Origin of the sequence: Streptococcus pantholopis (assembly GCF_001642085.1) — a bacterium.
Classification (GTDB): Bacteria; Bacillota; Bacilli; order Lactobacillales; family Streptococcaceae; genus Streptococcus; species Streptococcus pantholopis.
In genome coordinates, this window is record NZ_CP014699.1 from 59893 (window position 1) to 76548 (window position 16656).

General features: G+C 43.6%; 18 protein-coding genes. 13 read left to right on the forward strand and 5 right to left on the reverse strand.

Annotation, left to right across the window (positions count from 1 at the left end):
- Positions 1–2: 2 nt before the first annotated feature.
- The gene (gene trkA, locus A0O21_RS00310) at positions 3–1352 is read right to left on the reverse strand and encodes a Trk system potassium transporter TrkA (protein ID WP_067059916.1); all 1350 of its coding nucleotides are present in this window, start codon (positions 1350–1352) and stop codon (positions 3–5) included.
- A 342-nt stretch (positions 1353–1694) separates the two neighbouring features.
- Between trkA and A0O21_RS00315 the strand changes: the two genes are divergently transcribed.
- From A0O21_RS00315 to A0O21_RS00340, 6 genes are all read left to right on the forward strand, one after another.
- Positions 1695–2243 (forward strand): tRNA (cytidine(34)-2'-O)-methyltransferase, encoded by a 549-nt coding sequence (locus A0O21_RS00315; RefSeq protein ID WP_067059918.1) that lies wholly within the window; start codon positions 1695–1697, stop codon positions 2241–2243.
- Between the two features lie 225 nt (positions 2244–2468).
- The gene (locus tag A0O21_RS00320; RefSeq protein ID WP_067059920.1) at positions 2469–3878 is read left to right on the forward strand and encodes a spherulation-specific family 4 protein; all 1410 of its coding nucleotides are present in this window, start codon (positions 2469–2471) and stop codon (positions 3876–3878) included.
- A gap of 201 nt (positions 3879–4079) precedes the next feature.
- Positions 4080–4547: a LytTR family DNA-binding domain-containing protein gene (locus A0O21_RS00325; protein WP_067059922.1), complete on the forward strand. Its 468-nt coding sequence runs from the start codon at positions 4080–4082 to the stop codon at positions 4545–4547.
- On the forward strand, positions 4519–4965 hold the full coding sequence (locus tag A0O21_RS00330) for a DUF3021 family protein (RefSeq protein ID WP_067059924.1): 447 nt from the start codon (positions 4519–4521) through the stop codon (positions 4963–4965). Before A0O21_RS00325 ends, A0O21_RS00330 begins: the two co-directional genes overlap by 29 nt.
- Entirely contained in the window at positions 4962–5813 is an 852-nt protein-coding gene (locus A0O21_RS00335; protein WP_067059926.1) for an ABC transporter ATP-binding protein, read from the forward strand. Before A0O21_RS00330 ends, A0O21_RS00335 begins: the two co-directional genes overlap by 4 nt.
- Entirely contained in the window at positions 5794–6582 is a 789-nt protein-coding gene (locus A0O21_RS00340) for an ABC transporter permease subunit (RefSeq protein ID WP_067059928.1), read from the forward strand. Before A0O21_RS00335 ends, A0O21_RS00340 begins: the two co-directional genes overlap by 20 nt.
- A 109-nt stretch (positions 6583–6691) precedes the next feature.
- On the opposite strand, the gene A0O21_RS00345 is transcribed toward A0O21_RS00340, so the two are convergent.
- The 3 genes from A0O21_RS00345 to A0O21_RS00355 all read right to left on the reverse strand — a co-directional run bounded on the left by A0O21_RS00345 (position 6692) and on the right by A0O21_RS00355 (position 9586).
- Positions 6692–7486 carry a formate/nitrite transporter family protein gene (locus A0O21_RS00345; RefSeq protein WP_067059930.1) on the reverse strand — a complete coding sequence of 265 codons (795 nt, stop codon included), beginning with the start codon at positions 7484–7486 and terminating at the stop codon, positions 6692–6694.
- A 246-nt stretch (positions 7487–7732) separates the two neighbouring features.
- On the reverse strand, positions 7733–8965 hold the full coding sequence (locus tag A0O21_RS00350) for an NAD(P)H-dependent oxidoreductase (protein ID WP_067059932.1): 1233 nt from the start codon (positions 8963–8965) through the stop codon (positions 7733–7735).
- A 15-nt stretch (positions 8966–8980) separates the two neighbouring features.
- Positions 8981–9586 carry an NADPH-dependent FMN reductase gene (locus A0O21_RS00355; protein ID WP_067059934.1) on the reverse strand — a complete coding sequence of 202 codons (606 nt, stop codon included), beginning with the start codon at positions 9584–9586 and terminating at the stop codon, positions 8981–8983.
- Between the two features lie 104 nt (positions 9587–9690).
- On the opposite strand from A0O21_RS00355, the gene A0O21_RS00360 reads away from it, so the two are divergent.
- The 5 genes from A0O21_RS00360 to A0O21_RS00380 all read left to right on the forward strand — a co-directional run bounded on the left by A0O21_RS00360 (position 9691) and on the right by A0O21_RS00380 (position 13582).
- On the forward strand, positions 9691–10050 hold the full coding sequence (locus A0O21_RS00360) for a YbaN family protein (protein ID WP_067059936.1): 360 nt from the start codon (positions 9691–9693) through the stop codon (positions 10048–10050).
- Positions 10051–10093: 43 nt separating this feature from the next.
- Positions 10094–10540: a dUTP diphosphatase gene (locus A0O21_RS00365; RefSeq protein ID WP_067059938.1), complete on the forward strand. Its 447-nt coding sequence runs from the start codon at positions 10094–10096 to the stop codon at positions 10538–10540.
- Positions 10541–10665: 125 nt separating this feature from the next.
- Positions 10666–12027 (forward strand): DNA repair protein RadA, encoded by a 1362-nt coding sequence (gene radA, locus A0O21_RS00370; protein ID WP_173644639.1) that lies wholly within the window; start codon positions 10666–10668, stop codon positions 12025–12027.
- Between the two features lie 189 nt (positions 12028–12216).
- Entirely contained in the window at positions 12217–12714 is a 498-nt protein-coding gene (locus A0O21_RS00375; RefSeq protein WP_067064982.1) for a beta-class carbonic anhydrase, read from the forward strand.
- Between the two features lie 115 nt (positions 12715–12829).
- The gene (locus A0O21_RS00380; protein ID WP_067059942.1) at positions 12830–13582 is read left to right on the forward strand and encodes a TIGR00266 family protein; all 753 of its coding nucleotides are present in this window, start codon (positions 12830–12832) and stop codon (positions 13580–13582) included.
- A gap of 292 nt (positions 13583–13874) precedes the next feature.
- Here the strand turns inward: A0O21_RS00380 and A0O21_RS00385 are convergent, their stop codons facing one another.
- Entirely contained in the window at positions 13875–14267 is a 393-nt protein-coding gene (locus A0O21_RS00385) for an Lrp/AsnC family transcriptional regulator (RefSeq protein ID WP_067059943.1), read from the reverse strand.
- Positions 14268–14420: 153 nt separating this feature from the next.
- On the opposite strand from A0O21_RS00385, the gene A0O21_RS00390 reads away from it, so the two are divergent.
- Positions 14421–14993, forward strand: coding sequence for a cysteine hydrolase family protein (locus tag A0O21_RS00390; RefSeq protein WP_067059945.1), 573 nt, complete (start codon positions 14421–14423; stop codon positions 14991–14993).
- Between the two features lie 92 nt (positions 14994–15085).
- The gene (gltX, locus tag A0O21_RS00395) at positions 15086–16552 is read left to right on the forward strand and encodes a glutamate--tRNA ligase (RefSeq protein ID WP_067059947.1); all 1467 of its coding nucleotides are present in this window, start codon (positions 15086–15088) and stop codon (positions 16550–16552) included.
- Positions 16553–16656 lie beyond the last annotated feature (104 nt).

A 16656-nucleotide genomic window follows, 5' to 3' on the forward strand; every position in this document is an offset into this window, starting at 1 on the left:
ATCTACCTCTCAAATACATCATAGATATGACTGACATTATTTAAAAGGGTAATAACAACAATCTTGTCGCCTACCTCAAAAATGTCATCGCCTGTTGGGAAAATCGTCTTACCCTTTCGGATAATGGCAGCGATTAATACATCTTTTTTTAGTTTAAGGGAGGCCAGCGTTTTGCCGGCCATTTTGTTTTTAGCCCGAATTTCAAATTGCAGTGTTTCAACCTGTCCATTGGCAACATGGTGCATGGCATCAAGATTAGAATCCTGAGCATTGACACGTCCGCGAATGAAGTGCATCATACTGTCAACGGCAATGCTTTTTGGGGTAACGATACTGGAAAATTGAGTCGTATCAATAATCTCTAAGAGACTGGTGCGGTTAACCTTAGTAATATTCTTTTGGATGCCTAATGTTTCTAAAAACATTGATGCGATGATATTTTCTTCGTCAACTCCAGTCAAGGTTGCGACCGCATCAAAGCTGGATACACTTTCTTCCATTAAAAAGTTTTTTACAGTTCCGTCTCCCTGTACAACATGAACATCAGGGAATTCCTGACTGAAAAGCTCTGCCCGTTCCGGATTGATTTCAATTAATTTAAAATGAAGCTTGGCCTGTCTTAGGATGTTCAGCAAGTAATAAGTAATCCGTCCAGCTCCGATAATCATCATGTTCTTGATTGTTTTAGAATTAACAAAATGATGAAAAGCCACCATTTCGGTCCGGTTTCCAGTGACAAAAATTCTGTCATCGGTCACAATTGTGTCCTCGCCGTCTGGTATGATAATTTTTCCCTGACGTTCAATGGCACAGATTACCACATTGCTGAATTTCTGTCGAAACTGACTGAGGCTCATCCTGCATAGCTTGCTGCTGTCGGTGACTTTGAATTCCATCAGCATAACCCTGCCATTGACAAAATGTTCAACAGATAAGGCATTGGGGAAATCGATAGAATTAGCGATATAGCGCGCTGTCAGCAGTTCAGGGTTGACAACTAAAGAAAAACCGAGGAAATTTTTCTCTTTGAAATAGGGATTGGAGTATTCCGGATTGCGGACTCGGACAATGGTTTCCTTTGCCCCCATCTTTTTGGCAAGAACTGCAGCAATCATATTGACTTCATCTTTGTCGGTAATAGCAATGAAAATATCGCAGTCTTTGACATCAGCCTGCTCCAGAATTTTAAAATTGGCACCGTTGCCGACAATTCCCATAATATCATAGTGCTTGGTAACATTCTTTAAAACCGGCTCTTTTTCTTCGATTAAGATAACGTCGTGTTCTTCTTCAACAAGCGAACGGCAGAGAGCTGTTCCCACCTTTCCTCCGCCAACAACAATTATTCTCATTTTTACCTCCAGTTTATATCCTTTATCATACTCCTTTTTTCCTTAAAATACTACTGATTTCCTCTAAAAATCACTCAAAGCATCTTTGAATTTTTAGAGCCTATTTAAATGAGAAATAAGGGTTTCTAAAGGTAAAAGGAAGCTGGGCAAAAAAATTACTATTTTTGTATCAAATATATTGACTTTATATGTCAAAGTGTTATAATATCATATGAGATTCGTTGGTTTAAATCAAACCTGTTATGATTTAAGAAAACGAATCGCCACAACCACATTGTTTGCTGAGCTTGACTCCGGGCAGTGTGGTTATTTTTATGTTTTGGAAGAAAGTGTGACAGGATAATGAATATAGAAGAATTGAGCCGGCGGCAGCACCGTTCTGACAGTCAAAGAAACCATATTGTTCTTTTTGAGCCCCAAATACCAGCTAATACAGGGAATATTGCCCGAACCTGTGCAGCTACAAACAGCCCTCTTCATATTATCCGGCCGATGGGCTTTCCGGTGGATGATAAAAAGATGAAGCGGGCAGGCTTAGATTATTGGGATAAGCTGGATATCACTTTTTATGACAGTTTGGCAGAATTTATGGACAGCTCCCAGGGGATTGTCCATCTCATCAGTAAGTTTGCTGTCAAAACCTATGCGGCGGTCAATTATAGGGACAGCCAGCCGCATTATTTTATCTTCGGCCGCGAAGATAAGGGACTGCCTGAGAGTTTTATGCGGGCTCATGCCGAACAGGCTCTGCGTATCCCTATGAATGATGAGCATGTCAGGAGTCTCAACCTGTCCAATGCAGTCTGTTTGATTATTTATGAGGCCTTGCGCCAGCAGGACTTTCCCGGTTTAGAACTTACCCATACCTATGAGCAGGATAAATTAAAGTAAAGGTTTCTGGGAATTCGGCCAGACAAGTAAAAACAGCCTTTACCTCGAAAACAAAACGTTGGAGAGCCTGAAGGCTCTTTTTTGCAGACCAGACACCAGAACAGAGTGTTTCTTGCTGCACTGTTAAAAAGACCTCTTTAAAAGTAATCAAGCCATAATAAAAATGAGAAAGGCTGTTAATGAATATAAGGTAAAATGCATAGAACACTAAAAAAAGGAGGATTTATGAAAGATACCAACCGAAACATTTTAAGTTTTCTTTTCCTGCTGTTTTTGTCAATTCAGCTAGGTTCTGCTGCCTTTCGCATCAGTGCTGATGAGATAAGTGCTGCAGAAAATCCGGCAGCCTCTTCTGAGACTGTCCAGACTGGGGCAAGTCAGGCAGAATGGGATAATTTTGCTGCTTCTGCAGACGAGGAACCTGTTTCAGCTCTTATAGAGACAGAAACAGATTCGCAGCTGGCAAATCTGACAGCTGATCAAACGGTTTCTGAAGAGGCAGGAGCGGCAGTCCTTCCTGTCGTATCAGAGGATGCAGCTTCTGTTCAGGATAATGTGTCCGAACTTACAGGACAGTCCGTTATTCTGCCCGCTTATCGTTATGCCAATCAGGGTGATGATTACTGGACGCGGATAACAGCTGTGGGAGGCAGTCAGATTCCTTATGTGATTATCAATCCGGACAGCGGTCCGGGGACTGCTCCCAATGCTGACTTCAGCCGGCAAATAGCCGACAACAGGAATGCCGGAATTCAGAATATTGCCTATGTCAAGACCGATTATTTCAATCGCAGTTTAGCTGATATTACAGCTGATGTCGATCGCTATGTTGCCTTTTATGGGACAGACAATATCGCCGGTATTTTCTTCGATGAAGCCGGAGCTGGCACCAATCCAAATGACTTGCAGGTGATGGCCGATTTATATACCTATGTCAAAAACACCTATCCCAATATGACCGTCATCGCTAATCCCGGCCGCTCCATCACAGATGATCTGTCCCCTTATGCTGATATCTGGCTGACCAGTGAAGTCAGTGCAGAAGACTATATCAATAATTTTCCGCAGCCTCAGTCAAATTTTGAAAATGATTCCGCCAATGCCAACCGGATTTTCCACTTGATTTATGCCGCGGATCCGGCTCAATATGACACACTTATTGAACTAGCACGGCAGCGCAATGCCGGCTGGCTGATGATTACGGATGATGTGCAAAACAATCCCTACGATGAGCTGCCGACAGATTTTGAAAGTCTGATGTCCCGTATTAATGCGCTTGGCAGACCGGCTGATCTTGCCCCTGAGGCTGTTGCTGCTGGCATACAGCCAACTGAAACAACAGTTGAGCCAGTCCTGGCTAATGCTTTGCTTTCAGCAGAGAGTGCCCCTCTATCGTTAACGATTGATCCGTCAGACCAGTCAGAGGCAGCCGGAATATCATCAGATCGGCTGCCGGCCGGTCAGGCTGGACAGCTGCAGCGTCAGACAGCACTTACAGCTCCTGCCGATCAGCAGCATCAGGTTTTACCGGAGACTGGTCAAGTCCCTGACAGTCTGTACCTGTTTTTATCAGGGATTCTGTCACTGATTGCATTGGGCTTGGTCCTTTATCGTTTCAAAGGACTTCAAAAATAAGAAAATTCTCTAATATCTGCAGCAGTCCCCTGCCAGTCAGATATTAGGGATTTTTTTGTCTGATAAAGAGAGTTTAGACGTTTGTCCTGTCCTGCGGACCTAGCTATGCAGCTTAGCAGTGATTTTTGCATCTTGCCTGTTTGGCTATTGTCTTTCAAACTAGGTTTGCTATACTAATGGCTGAAAGGAGGTTCTTTTTCTATGAAAGTCAGCTTAGAAAAAGTTGCTCACGGTGAAACGGAAGTGATTATCCGTTATACAGAAATGACAGATAGCCTGCGGTCGCTTATCAATCTTGTGGCCGGTCAGGCTGAAAAAATTTTGGGCCGCAATGAAGAGGGGCAGCGCTTTATTTTAATCTCAGAGATTCTCTATTTTGAGAGCGTAGATGGCCGAGTTTATGCTTATACGGCATCGGATGTGCTGCAGGTTGCACAGACTTTGAAGGAACTGACTAAAATTTATCCGGATAGTTTCTTTCGCTGTTCTAAGTCTATGCTGCTTAATATTCTGCGGATTGCTCATTTTAAAAGTCAGGCCTACGGCCGAATTGAGGCGCGTTTGGATAATGGAGAGAAAATCATTATTTCTCGGAAATATGCCGGTGCTTTGCGGCAGCTTTTAGCAGAAGGAGTTCAGGATGAAAACGAGATGGCAGAGAATTTTTAGCAAAGAGGTCACAATTGAGTATAAAACAGGGGTTTACAGCATGTGTGCCCTAGTCTTTATCGCCTTTTATGAATGCTGGCAGGCTTCCTATCAAATCAGTGTTTTTTATTTATTTGAATTGATTTTTCTGGCTTATTTTCTGGCTTACCTTCAGGTCTATCTTTTTCACAATTTTGATGAGGCAGAAAAATTATCAGGCTGGGGCCTAGCAGGTCTTTTAGTCTCCAGCTGCATATACGGGCTTTGCGGCCAGCTTTTGGGCTGGTTTGACGGCTCTTGGACAGTCAGCCTGATCTTTATGCTTTATATGGCTGTCTGCTATCTGTCGGTCTTTGCAGCTAATAAAATCAAACGCCGTATTGACAGCCAGCGTCTTAATCAGCTGTTAGAAAACTATAAGGAAAGGAAACAAAAATGACAGAAAGATATGCTATTGAAATTCAGGGTCTGTATAAATATTACGGTAAATATAAGGGGGTCAGTGATGTGACGCTAAAGGTCAAAAAGGGGGAGATTTTTGGTTTTTTAGGTGCCAACGGTTCTGGAAAGTCAACAACAATCCGCTGTCTCTTGGGCTTAATCCATCCTAATAAAGGACAGATTGAGCTGTTAAACGGGCGTTATCCGACCTTAAAAGAAGCTTTGCAGCATATCGGCTATATGCCATCAGAAAGTATGTTTTACCCCCAAATGCGTGTAGAAGAAATTATCGATTTTGCTGCTAAATCCCATAAAAAAGACTGTAGTTCCGAAAGCCATAGGCTGTGCCGAATTTTAGATGTGCCGCTGGACAAAAAAATTGCTGAACTGTCATTGGGGAATCGTAAAAAAGTCGGTATTGTTTGTGCTCTGCAGCATCAGCCCGAGCTTTTAATTTTGGATGAGCCGACTTCAGGTTTGGACCCCTTGATGCAGGAACGGTTTTGGCTGCTGGTTAAAGAGGCCTGTCATGCGGGAGCCAGCTGCTTTTTATCCTCGCATATTTTGGAAGACATTAAAACTTACTGTGATCGTATAGCTATTATTAAGGACGGTGATATTTTAAAAGTAGGAACTCTGTCAGAACTTATAGGCAGTCAGTCAAAAACAATTACTTTTTGGCAGGACGGGCAGATAGAACATTCCTCTTTTGCCGGTTCAGGCAGGGAACTGCTGGCCTATTTACAGGATTTACAGGCTGACGATTTTCTGGTTGAAGAGCCATCCTTAGCTGACTTATTCAGACATTACTATCAGGAGGAAAAAAATGATTTTACTGAGGCATGAGTGGCGGTCTGCCCGCACAGCAATGCTGGTTTGGGCTGTGAGTATCGGACTGCTTTGTTTTATAACGATTAGCTTGTTTACAAGTATGGAAAACAGTGCTCAGTCGATGGCTGAGTCGCTTGGCAGCATGGGCGGTCTTTCTGCCAGTATGGGGATGGATAAGATGAATATTGCTGATTTTAATGGCTACTATGCCGTAGAAAATGCTTTGATTTTCTCAGTCGGCAGTGCCATGTTTGCTGCTTACTTGGGTATCATCTCGCTGGCTAAGGAAGAAGAGGGGCACACGGCTGAATTTCTTTACACCCTGCCTTATAACAGGAGAATAGTCTGGTTAGCCAAATACCTTAGCATTATTTGTCTCTTGCTGGCTTTCAACTGTCTTGTCATTTTCTTTGAAATAGGGGCTGTAAAGCTGGCCGAGGTAGATTTGGATTTCAAGGCTTATTGGCTCTACCACATTCGGGCTTTTTTGATGCAAAATGAAGTGGCTGCCTTTTGTCTGCTTCTATCAGCTTTTTACAGAAAAAAGCAGGTCGGCCTGGCTCTGGGTTTGGCGCTTCTGCTCTATGCTTTAGATATGCTGTGCCGGCTTATCGAAGATGTGGCTTTTCTCAAATATGTAACGCCTTATTATTATGCTAATGCTATCACAGTTTTCAGTCAGGAAAAGCTGAACAGTCTTTACCTGCTTATTGCCGGATGTATCACTGTTTGCAGTTTAGCAGCCAGTTATATCATTTTAAAGAGGCGGGACTTATCAGTTTAGTGTTCCCCAGTTAACCTGCGGCCTGTTTTATTTCCAATAAAAACAACCGCTCGGTATACTTTCCGAGCGGCTGTTTTTTTAACTGACAGAGTTGGGTTACAAGCAGGTGCTACTGTTCAATATGGTTTGTTTTTGTTTGGTTCAGCCAAGCGTAAGCAATACCGATGAAAAGGCCGCCTCCCAGCCAGTTGCCAAAGAAAACAACAATCCACTGACGCGCGACATTAAAGAAGGTAAAACTATTGATATGGGCTCTGACCGGATTAAAAGCTGCCAGCATAAAAGATGCAAAATTGGCTACTAAGTGTTCATTGATGAGAAAAACAAACATAAAAATGGCAGAAATAACGATAAAAATTTTAGCGCTTTCCTCTTTTAAGAGCATGTAGCCTAAAATGGCAATATTAACAAACATATTAGCCGTAATGCCTTCAATAAAGTTGCTCCAGTCCGACTTAGCCAGCTTAATATTAACGGCATTAACAACAAAACTCTTGTCGGTCAGATTCATAAATGAAAACGATTGGTTGAAAAGCCAAGCCAGAATAAGAGCACCGACAAGGTTGAAAAAGGTGCAGTAGAGGAGAATCATAATGGCCTTTTGCCAAGAGATTTGCTTGTAGTAAGCTCCTGCTGTCAAATACATCATGTTTGATGTGGCCAGTTCACCGTTAAATATCAAAACATAGACGAGGCCGATAGCAAATATAAAGGTGAAGACAAAGCGTGACAAGGCTGGAAAACCTGCAGCAATCACATCAGCACCGATAATACCGACCGCTGTACTCATTGTCAGATAGGCTCCGGCAAAGATGGAACGCAAAGCGTATCGGGCCAAGCTTTCATTAAACAAGGCTTCTTTTTTAGCGCAGGCTGCGCCGATTTTTTCCTGAAATGGGGTCATAAATCACTCCTTGGTCGTTTTTGCGGGTTATGTTATTATTTATCAGAGATTGATTCCAAAGTCAAAAAGCGGCAGCAGCAGTTTTCTGACAGAAATGCAGGCCAGAACATTGGCTTAATGGCAGATGTTAAAAAGCTGAGAAAGCAGCAGCTTTTCTTTCAAGAAAATGGCTTCTTGCTTTCTCAGCCTTGAGAGCCCCGGCTTTTAAAGCTTCTAAATTTATAAAACAGCTTCTATTTGGTAAAATCAGTGTGCCGATGCGCCTGAATCGGCATCGGTAGCTGCCCCTGCACTGCCAGCGCTGTCTGAAGCTCCGGATGTGGCATCTGCTGCTCCGTGAGAAGCGGGGCCTGCACCGTGGCCGCCCACTAAACGTTGTCCGGTTTCTTTAAGATACCAATCCAGCCAAGGTTTAAAATTAAAGACAATTTCATTGATACCGGCATAAGACCCGTCAGGATAATACATAGCTTGATAGTTGTGGGTATTAATGACACTGTCCGGAGAACCTGGAACAATTGTTCTGACATATTCCTGATTGCCGTTGCGCAGTGTACCGATAACCCATTCAACATTTTTCATGCGAGCCGGCGGCAGAGAACCGTGAACAGTTGACATGCGATTTCCAACCTGCTCAGGAACCCGTTTGGCAAACATGGTTTCCGGATCCTGATGCGCATTGTTGTAGTATAGGAATTGATTATTGTCATCAGCATAAGTCAGCTCAAAAGGCATGGCATTTAAGAACATATTAAGCTGGTTAACTGTCAGTAAACCTTGGTCGAGTTTAACATAGGTATCTCCTTCGACAGCATTCACCAGTTTGGAAGCTTTTTCCAGCCATTCCGGATCATCCGGATCAATTTCTGTAATACTTGTTGCAATAGGTTTTCCACAGTCTAAATCTTCCGGTTCAATCGGTTTTGGTTTTTTCAATTGTGATACGACTCCCACATATTTTATGAAATTATCCAAGCAGCTTTCAAGGAAAGCAACCGTGCTTTCATTAGTAATATTGCCTTCTTCATCGAAAGCTTCTTTGGCCTTGCCCAGCAGAAACTCATTGCCCGGAAGCGTGTAGGCATTGACCCCCGGCGCATCAAGAATCTTGCGCAGGTGAACCTGAGCGCGCGATGTCCCTTGATCGTGGTAGGAAGCTCCGACAATCATAACAGGCTTGTTTTCAAAGGGATGCAAGTTAAAGGACAGCCACTCAAGGGTGCTTTTCAAGGCTGGAGTGGTCGTATGATTATGTTCGGGAGTTGCGATAATAACGCCGTCTGCACGGGTAATTTTATTATAGAGATAGCGAACAGCAAAGCTGTCAGACTGATCGTCATCCTGATTAAACATAGGAACATCTTTAATTTCAAGCACTTCCAGTTCAAATTTCAGTTTAAAATGGCGGCGAATGAATTCTAAGAGCATACGGTTATAGGACTGGTCAGCGTTTGAGCCGACAATTCCGACAAGTTTCATAATCGTTTTTCCTCCTTATGATAAGCTTTCCCAGTCAAAGTTTTCGGCTTCTTTCCGCAGTAAGGCCTGAGCATTTGACATTTTAGAAATCATCTTGACAAAGATACGGAAATCATCAAAAATAGCATCTAATTTTTGAATGGTTTCCAAATCGATCAGATTGTTGTCTGCATCGAAAGCCTGTAAGGAATGAGAAAGCAAAAACTCATCAGGCAGGACACTGGCTTTTAATTCAGGGGAGTTCAAAATTTGCCGGAGCTGAAGCTGTGCACGGGAAGATCCCAGCGTTCCAAAGGAGGCCCCTGTAATCATAACAGGTTTGTTCAGCAGCGGGAAAATGCCGTAAGACAGCCAAGCCAGCGCATTCATCAGAACAGCAGGAACAGAGTGGTCATACTCAGGCGTACCGATGATGACACCGTCTGACGCTTCAATTTTTGCGGCGATTTCGGTGACACTATCAGGCACTTTCCTGTCTGCGGGTTTATTAAAAATAGGGATATCTTTTATCTCAACCAGTTCAATAGCCGCTTTATCGGCAAAGTGCTTTTGCATATATTGGAGAAGCTGGCGGTTGGTTGAACGGGCAGAGTTGGTACCAACAAGTCCAATAAGTTTCATAGGGCAACCTCTTTTCTACTTTTATTTTCTTATAATATGATAACGTTTTCTAAAAATACTGTCAACTCAGTGCTAAAACAAAAAAAACATGGTAGAATAGCTATATGAAAAAAATGCTGCTGATTGCTGCTGGTTATCTGAGCCTTATTTTAGGAGTTATCGGTGTTGTTCTGCCGGTTTTGCCGACTACCCCTTTTCTCCTTTTATCAGGTTATTGTTTTGCCCGCAGTTCCAAAAAATTTGAGTTATGGCTGAAACAGACCAAACTTTATCAGTTCTATGTTGCGGACTATGCTGAAAGCAAAAGCATCGCCAAAGAGCGCAAAAAGAAAATTATCGTTCAGATTTATCTGCTGATGGGTCTGTCAGTCTGGCTGGCCCCAATCATCTGGGTGAAGATAGCTCTGCTGGCTTTGACGGTCTTTATCACCTATTATCTCTTTCGGGTCATTCCTGATAGATAGTTAGAATAACGAATAGATAAAAATGAAGGAAGGGAAGGAAAAGATGTCTAAAATACGTGGTTTTGAACTGGTTTCCGGTTTTACTGATGAGGGTTTGCTGCCGAGGCGTGAGACTGCTCATGCTGCCGGCTATGATTTAAAAGCGGCAGAACAAACAGAAATTGCTCCCGGCGCAATTGTTTTAGTTCCGACAGGTGTTAAGGCTTATATGCAGGCCGGCGAAGTACTCTGCCTCTATGACCGCTCTTCAAATCCGAGAAAAAAGGGCTTGGTGCTGATTAATTCTGTTGGTATTATTGATGGGGATTATTACAACAATCCTGCCAATGAGGGACATATTTTTGCACAAATGCAAAATATTACCGAGACAGCGGTGGTAATCGAGGCTGGAGAGCGGCTTGTTCAAGGGATTTTTATGCCCTTTTTAGTCGCTGATGGGGACACGGCTGACGGGATTCGTACAGGCGGTTTCGGCAGTACCGGAAAATAAAAAAGACTAAAGCACAGCCCGGAGGGGAGAAGCGGAAAGTGCAAAAGAAACGGTTTGTTGAAACGATCTGTTTGCCGCTTATAAATGCTGTTAAGTAAGAATTGATTAAAGAGGAGGAAGAACCTATCGCTAAAAAAAGAACGACCTTTGTCTGTCAAGAATGCGGCTACAATTCTCCCAAATATCTGGGGCGCTGTCCCAACTGTTCGGCTTGGTCCTCTTTTGTAGAGGAGGTTGAGACTGCTGAAGTCAAAAATGCGCGTGTCAGCTTGACAGGCGAGAAAACAAAACCGGTTAAGCTGACCGATATTGCTGCGATTAAGGTCAACCGTATCCAGACTGGGCTGGGAGAATTCAACCGTGTCTTGGGCGGAGGTGTTGTACCCGGAAGCCTGGTTCTTATCGGAGGGGATCCCGGTATCGGCAAATCGACCTTGCTTTTGCAGGTTTCAACCCAACTGGCTCATAAAGGAACTGTTCTCTACGTTTCAGGGGAAGAGTCAGCCGAGCAGATAAAGTTGCGGAGTGAACGTTTGGGAGATATTGACAATGCCTTTTACCTTTATGCCGAAACCAACATGCAGCTGATTCGGACGGAAATTGAAAAACTTCAGCCGGATTTCTTGATCATTGACTCTATTCAAACCATTATGAGTCCTGAAATTTCAAGTGTCCAAGGATCTGTCAGTCAAGTGCGGGAAGTAACAGCTGAGCTCATGCAGCTGGCTAAAACGAATAACATGGCAGTTTTTATTGTCGGTCATGTAACCAAGGAAGGAACCATAGCCGGCCCGCGTATGCTGGAACATATGGTTGACACTGTCTTGTATTTTGAAGGGGAACGTCATCATACTTTTCGTATCCTGCGGGCGGTTAAAAACCGTTTTGGCTCAACCAATGAAATCGGTATTTTTGAAATGCGGGCTTCTGGTCTGGCAGAAATTCTCAATCCCAGTCAGGTCTTTTTAGAAGAACGTTTGGATGGGGCTACCGGTTCTGCTATTGTGGTGACTATAGAAGGAAGCCGGCCTATCCTTGCAGAGCTGCAGGCCTTGGTTACACCCAGTGTTTTCGGCAATGCTAAGCGGACAACGACTGGCCTTGACTTCAACCGTGTCAGTCTGATTATGGCAGTTTTAGAGAAACGCTGCGGCCTCCTGCTCCAAAATCAGGATGCCTACCTAAAATCAGCCGGAGGTGTAAGATTAGATGAACCAGCCATTGATTTAGCCGTAGCGGTAGCGTTGGCTTCAAGCTATAAGGAAGAGCCGACAGATCCCAAAACCGCTTTTATTGGCGAGATTGGTCTGACCGGTGAAATCCGCCGGGTTAACCGTATTGAACAGCGGATAAAAGAGGCCGCCAAGCTCGGCTTCACCAAAGTCTATGTGCCTAAGAACTCTCTGCAGGGTGTCGAAATACCTGAGACTATTCAGGTCATCGCTGTCAGAACAGTCAGTGAAGTTCTTAAAAAAGTGTTTGGCTGATGGAGAAAGTACTGCCTTTCTGCCTAAAAGCCCTCAAAAAGTTTTTGAGCTGCTGATAAAACGACATTAGACAGGCAGGGAATGCAGCCTGTAAAGCGGTTCCCGGCAAGCCTGCTTAAACCACAAAAGATTTACTTTGCAGCCCGGTCGGTTAAAATTTCCGGCCGGCTGCTGATAGGGAGGACGACAGTGTCTTATTTTGACAACTTTTTAAAAACTAACCAAGCTTATGCTGACCTGCATGGGACAGCCCACTTACCGATGAAACCAAAAACCAAGGTTGCGATTGTCACCTGTATGGATGCCCGTCTTCACGTTGCCCAGGCCTTGGGACTAGCACTGGGAGATGCTCATATTTTACGGAATGCCGGCGGACGGGTGACCGAAGATGTGATTCGCTCCTTGGTTATTTCTCAGCAGCAACTGGGGACAGAAGAGATTGTGGTGCTGCATCATACTGACTGCGGTGCACAAACTTTTACCAATACTGCTTTTGCCCAGCAGCTGCAGCGGGATTTGGGAGTAGATGCTGGTGATTGGGACTTTTTGCCTTTTAGCGATGTCGCTGACAGTGTGCGGGAAGATATGACCCTGCTGCGTCAGTCGCCCTTGATTCCGGCTGATATTACTATTTCCGGAGCGATTTATGATGTAGATACCGGCCGTATGACAGAGGTTAAGGTTTGATATAGCAGCGCTAGATAAAAAAATACCAGCCATGCCCTGTGATACTTGACAGATACCGAAAGACCTGTTATCATCTGTATTAAAATAATAATACAAAAAGCACAGGAGGCGAATAATGGCAGATAATCGGATGAAATTTACTATTGACAGCAACATGCAGTTTCCCTTGGTTGAAATTGCTTTGGAAGCGGGAGAGACAGCTTATATTCAGCGCGGCAGCATGGTTTACCATACGCCCAGCGTCACTCTCAATACAAGGCTCAATGCCCGTGGTTCTGGGCTGGGAAAACTGGTGGGAGCAATTGGCCGTTCAATGACTTCCGGGGAGTCTGCTTTTATTACCCAAGCAGTCTCAAATGCTGATGATGGCAAACTGGCTTTAGCCCCGTCTGTTCCCGGCCAGGTTATTGCGCTTGAACTGGGAAGCAGGCAGTATCGCCTGAATGATGGCGCCTTCTTAGCTTTGGATGGTTCTGCTCAGTACAAGATGGAACGACAGTCAGTCGGACGTGCCTTTTTCGGAGGACAGGGCGGTCTTTTTGTCATGACAACTGAAGGAGAAGGGACGCTTTTAGCTAATGCCTTTGGCTCGATTAAAAAAATAGAACTTCAAGGAGAAGAGCTTACTATTGACAATGCTCATGTTGTAGCCTGGAGCCGTGAATTGCAGTATGATATTCACTTAGAAAACGGTTTTCTGCAGTCTATCGGAACCGGTGAAGGGATTGTCAACACCTTCCGCGGGACAGGTGAAATTTATGTACAAAGTTTAAATATCGAAACCTTTGCTAACGTTATCGGCAGTCATATTATTACCGGCGGCGGTGATGGCGGAGGGAAATCATCGCTTTTGGACAGCTTCTTGTAATAAGCTGCAGGATAAAATACCCAGCGACGAACGAGGTGTTAATCGTGGTGTCAAAGATATTGATTTTCCTCGCTCTTTTAATTTTTGGCTGGGACAGACTTCGACGGCTCAGCTGTAAAACAACTGTTTGAAAGGGCTCCCTCTTTTCTGAGTTATTAGAGCATATGCAATCCCAATAAAACAAAGCTGAGACAATTTCTCAGCTTTGTTTTATTTGTGTAAACAGTGTTATCAGCAGTCGGATTTACAAAAAAATCAGCTGCTGAGGCAATTTTCTACAGCAGCAATTCCTTTATTTTATCTGCTGCAGGATATTTTCGACATTATAACGCCCCCAATATGTCAATCGTTCTAAAAAAGCTTTTAAGTCAGCTTCATTAAAGTGGGCTTTTATTAAATAGCAGGCGTGTCCGGAAACTTTATAGAATTCATCAATTTCTTCATAAGCTGTAGCAAAATGTTCGAATCGGCTGAACTGATTGCTGTCCATATAAACCATAATATATTGCTGGAAGGAATAAGAAATAGCGGTCGTAAAATGTATGATCGTCCCATTTTCCTGAAGTTTACTGATACGATTGCCGACTGCCTGACCGGTTAGATGGACGAGCTGTCCGATTTCTTTGTTTGTTAAACGTCCGTTTGTTTTTAACAGACTGAGAATCTCTTTATCAATATTATCCATTTATCTATCCTTTCACGGTGAAATGAAAAGAACTGATTGTTTTTCATCAAGTGATGGCTATTAATTTACAAAAGTTCTATACTTACATCATATCATATAAAAAGGTATTGGACACAATCAGGCAACTTTGACATTTAGAAGGGAGCAAGTATTATGACAAAGCAGGCGTTATTAATTATTGATGTTCAAAAGGATTATTTTCATCTTGGGAAATGTGAATTGGTTGGACCTGAAGAGGCTTTGATTCAGATCAATAGGCTAGAGATCTTATTTTTAAAAAGAAATTTGCCAATTCTCTATATTCAGCATATTAAAAAGAATGAAGATGCTGATTTTTTTGCTGAAAACAGTGAAGGTGCTGAACTGCATCCGAGTTTAAATCTGCAAAAAGAGGCTCTTGTTATTACCAAGCATTTCCCAAATAGCTTTCTGGAGACTGGATTAGATGACAAATTACAAGCTTTGGAAGTCGGTCAGCTGGTTATAGCTGGCATGATGACCCATATGTGTGTTGATTCAACGGTTAGAGCAGCTAAAGAAAAGGGTTACCAGCCTATAGTAATCAGTGATGCGACAGCAACTAAAGCCCTCTGCTATAAAGGTCAAAAAATAGAAGCATCTGATGTTCAGATGAGTTTTCTGGCTGCTTTACAAACTTTTGCAGTCATAGACACTGCAGCAGATTTTATCAGACGCAGTGAAGCGGAAAACAGCGGAGCGCTTTAGACTTTTTCTGCTCTTTTCTCAGAGCTATCTCCTTGTTATGTGTTTAATTTGTGCTATAATAAAAACGATTGAAAAAAGGACAGGAGAGAAACATGGCTCAGAAAATAAGGGTGCGCTACGCACCAAGCCCTACCGGATTACTGCATATCGGCAATGCGCGGACAGCGCTCTTTAACTACCTTTATGCCCGTCATTACGGCGGAGACTTCATTATCAGAATTGAAGATACTGACCGTAAACGTCATGTGGAAGACGGAGAACGCTCACAGCTGGAGAATCTTCGCTGGCTGGGAATCGACTGGGACGAAAGTCCGGCAGAACCAGGTGCTTACGGCCCCTACCGGCAGTCAGAACGTCTGGAGATTTACCAAGGCTACATTAAGGAGCTGCTGGCAAAGGGCTTAGCTTACGAATCATATGTCACTGAAGAAGAGCTGGCTGCAGAGCGCGAACGTCAGGAAGCAGCCGGCGAAACACCGCGCTATGTTAATGAATATCTGGGTATGTCTGATGAAGAAAAGGCTGCCTATATCGCAGAGCGCAAAGCTGCCGGTATTCTGCCGACTGTTCGCTTAGCTGTCAATGAGACTGGTGTTTATAAGTGGAATGACATGGTCAAGGGAGAAATTGAGTTTACAGGAGCCAACATCGGCGGAGACTGGGTCATTCAAAAGAAAGACGGGTACCCAACTTACAATTTTGCAGTTGTTGTTGATGATCATCTTATGGAGATTTCGCATGTCATCCGCGGGGACGATCATATCGCTAATACTCCTAAACAACTGATGGTTTATGAAGCCTTGGGCTGGCAGGCGCCGAATTTTGGGCATATGACTTTGATTATTAATGCTGAAACCGGCAAGAAGCTCTCTAAACGTGATACCAACACCCTGCAGTTTATCGAAGATTACCGTAAAAAAGGGTATTTACCGGAAGCGATCTTTAATTTTATCGCTCTGTTGGGCTGGAATCCGGGTGGTGAAAATGAAATTTTCTCCCGTCAGGAATTGATTGACCTTTTTGATGAAAAGCGTCTCAGTAAATCTCCAGCTGCTTTTGACCAAAAAAAGTTGGATTGGCTGAGCAATGAATACCTCAAAAATGCGGACTTTGATAGAGTATTTGGCCTGTGCAGACCTTTTCTTGAATCAGCCGGCCGCCTGACAGACAAGGCCGAAAAATTAGTGGCTCTTTATCAGCCGCAGCTGAAGTCAGCTGATGAAATCCTGCCTTTAACAGACTTATTTTTCACCGATTTTCCGGAGTTAACTGACACAGAACGTGAATTTATGTCCGGAGAAACAGTACCGACAGTCCTGAAAGCCTTCAAGTCGAAATTGGAGGCCATGAGTGATGAGGACTTTACTACAGAAAATATCTTTCCGCAAATTAAAGCGGTTCAAAAAGAAACGGGCATCAAAGGGAAAAATCTTTTTATGCCGATTCGTATTGCTGTTTCAGGAGAAATGCACGGACCGGAACTGCCGGATACCATTTTCCTGCTGGGCCGGGACAAGGCTATCAATCATATTGAGAAAATGCTGGAAACCTTATCGTAAATATCAAAAGCCGGGAGCCTCCGGCTTTTTTGCATGGTCTTCAGACATCAGCACCTGCTGACTTCCGCAGGACAGTCAGAAATCAAGCCTCAATTCTGGCAGAC

Coding starts and splice junctions, on each gene's coding strand:
- trkA (WP_067059916.1), bottom strand. CDS start 1,352: ATGAGAATAATTGTTGTTGGCGGAGGAAAGGTGGGAACAGCTCTCTGC.
- A0O21_RS00315 (WP_067059918.1), top strand. CDS start 1,695: ATGAATATAGAAGAATTGAGCCGGCGGCAGCACCGTTCTGACAGTCAA.
- A0O21_RS00320 (WP_067059920.1), top strand. CDS start 2,469: ATGAAAGATACCAACCGAAACATTTTAAGTTTTCTTTTCCTGCTGTTT.
- A0O21_RS00325 (WP_067059922.1), top strand. CDS start 4,080: ATGAAAGTCAGCTTAGAAAAAGTTGCTCACGGTGAAACGGAAGTGATT.
- A0O21_RS00330 (WP_067059924.1), top strand. CDS start 4,519: ATGAAAACGAGATGGCAGAGAATTTTTAGCAAAGAGGTCACAATTGAG.
- A0O21_RS00335 (WP_067059926.1), top strand. CDS start 4,962: ATGACAGAAAGATATGCTATTGAAATTCAGGGTCTGTATAAATATTAC.
- A0O21_RS00340 (WP_067059928.1), top strand. CDS start 5,794: ATGATTTTACTGAGGCATGAGTGGCGGTCTGCCCGCACAGCAATGCTG.
- A0O21_RS00345 (WP_067059930.1), bottom strand. CDS start 7,486: ATGACCCCATTTCAGGAAAAAATCGGCGCAGCCTGCGCTAAAAAAGAA.
- A0O21_RS00350 (WP_067059932.1), bottom strand. CDS start 8,965: ATGAAACTTGTCGGAATTGTCGGCTCAAACGCTGACCAGTCCTATAAC.
- A0O21_RS00355 (WP_067059934.1), bottom strand. CDS start 9,586: ATGAAACTTATTGGACTTGTTGGTACCAACTCTGCCCGTTCAACCAAC.
- A0O21_RS00360 (WP_067059936.1), top strand. CDS start 9,691: ATGAAAAAAATGCTGCTGATTGCTGCTGGTTATCTGAGCCTTATTTTA.
- A0O21_RS00365 (WP_067059938.1), top strand. CDS start 10,094: ATGTCTAAAATACGTGGTTTTGAACTGGTTTCCGGTTTTACTGATGAG.
- A0O21_RS00380 (WP_067059942.1), top strand. CDS start 12,830: ATGGCAGATAATCGGATGAAATTTACTATTGACAGCAACATGCAGTTT.
- A0O21_RS00385 (WP_067059943.1), bottom strand. CDS start 14,267: ATGGATAATATTGATAAAGAGATTCTCAGTCTGTTAAAAACAAACGGA.
- A0O21_RS00390 (WP_067059945.1), top strand. CDS start 14,421: ATGACAAAGCAGGCGTTATTAATTATTGATGTTCAAAAGGATTATTTT.
- gltX (WP_067059947.1), top strand. CDS start 15,086: ATGGCTCAGAAAATAAGGGTGCGCTACGCACCAAGCCCTACCGGATTA.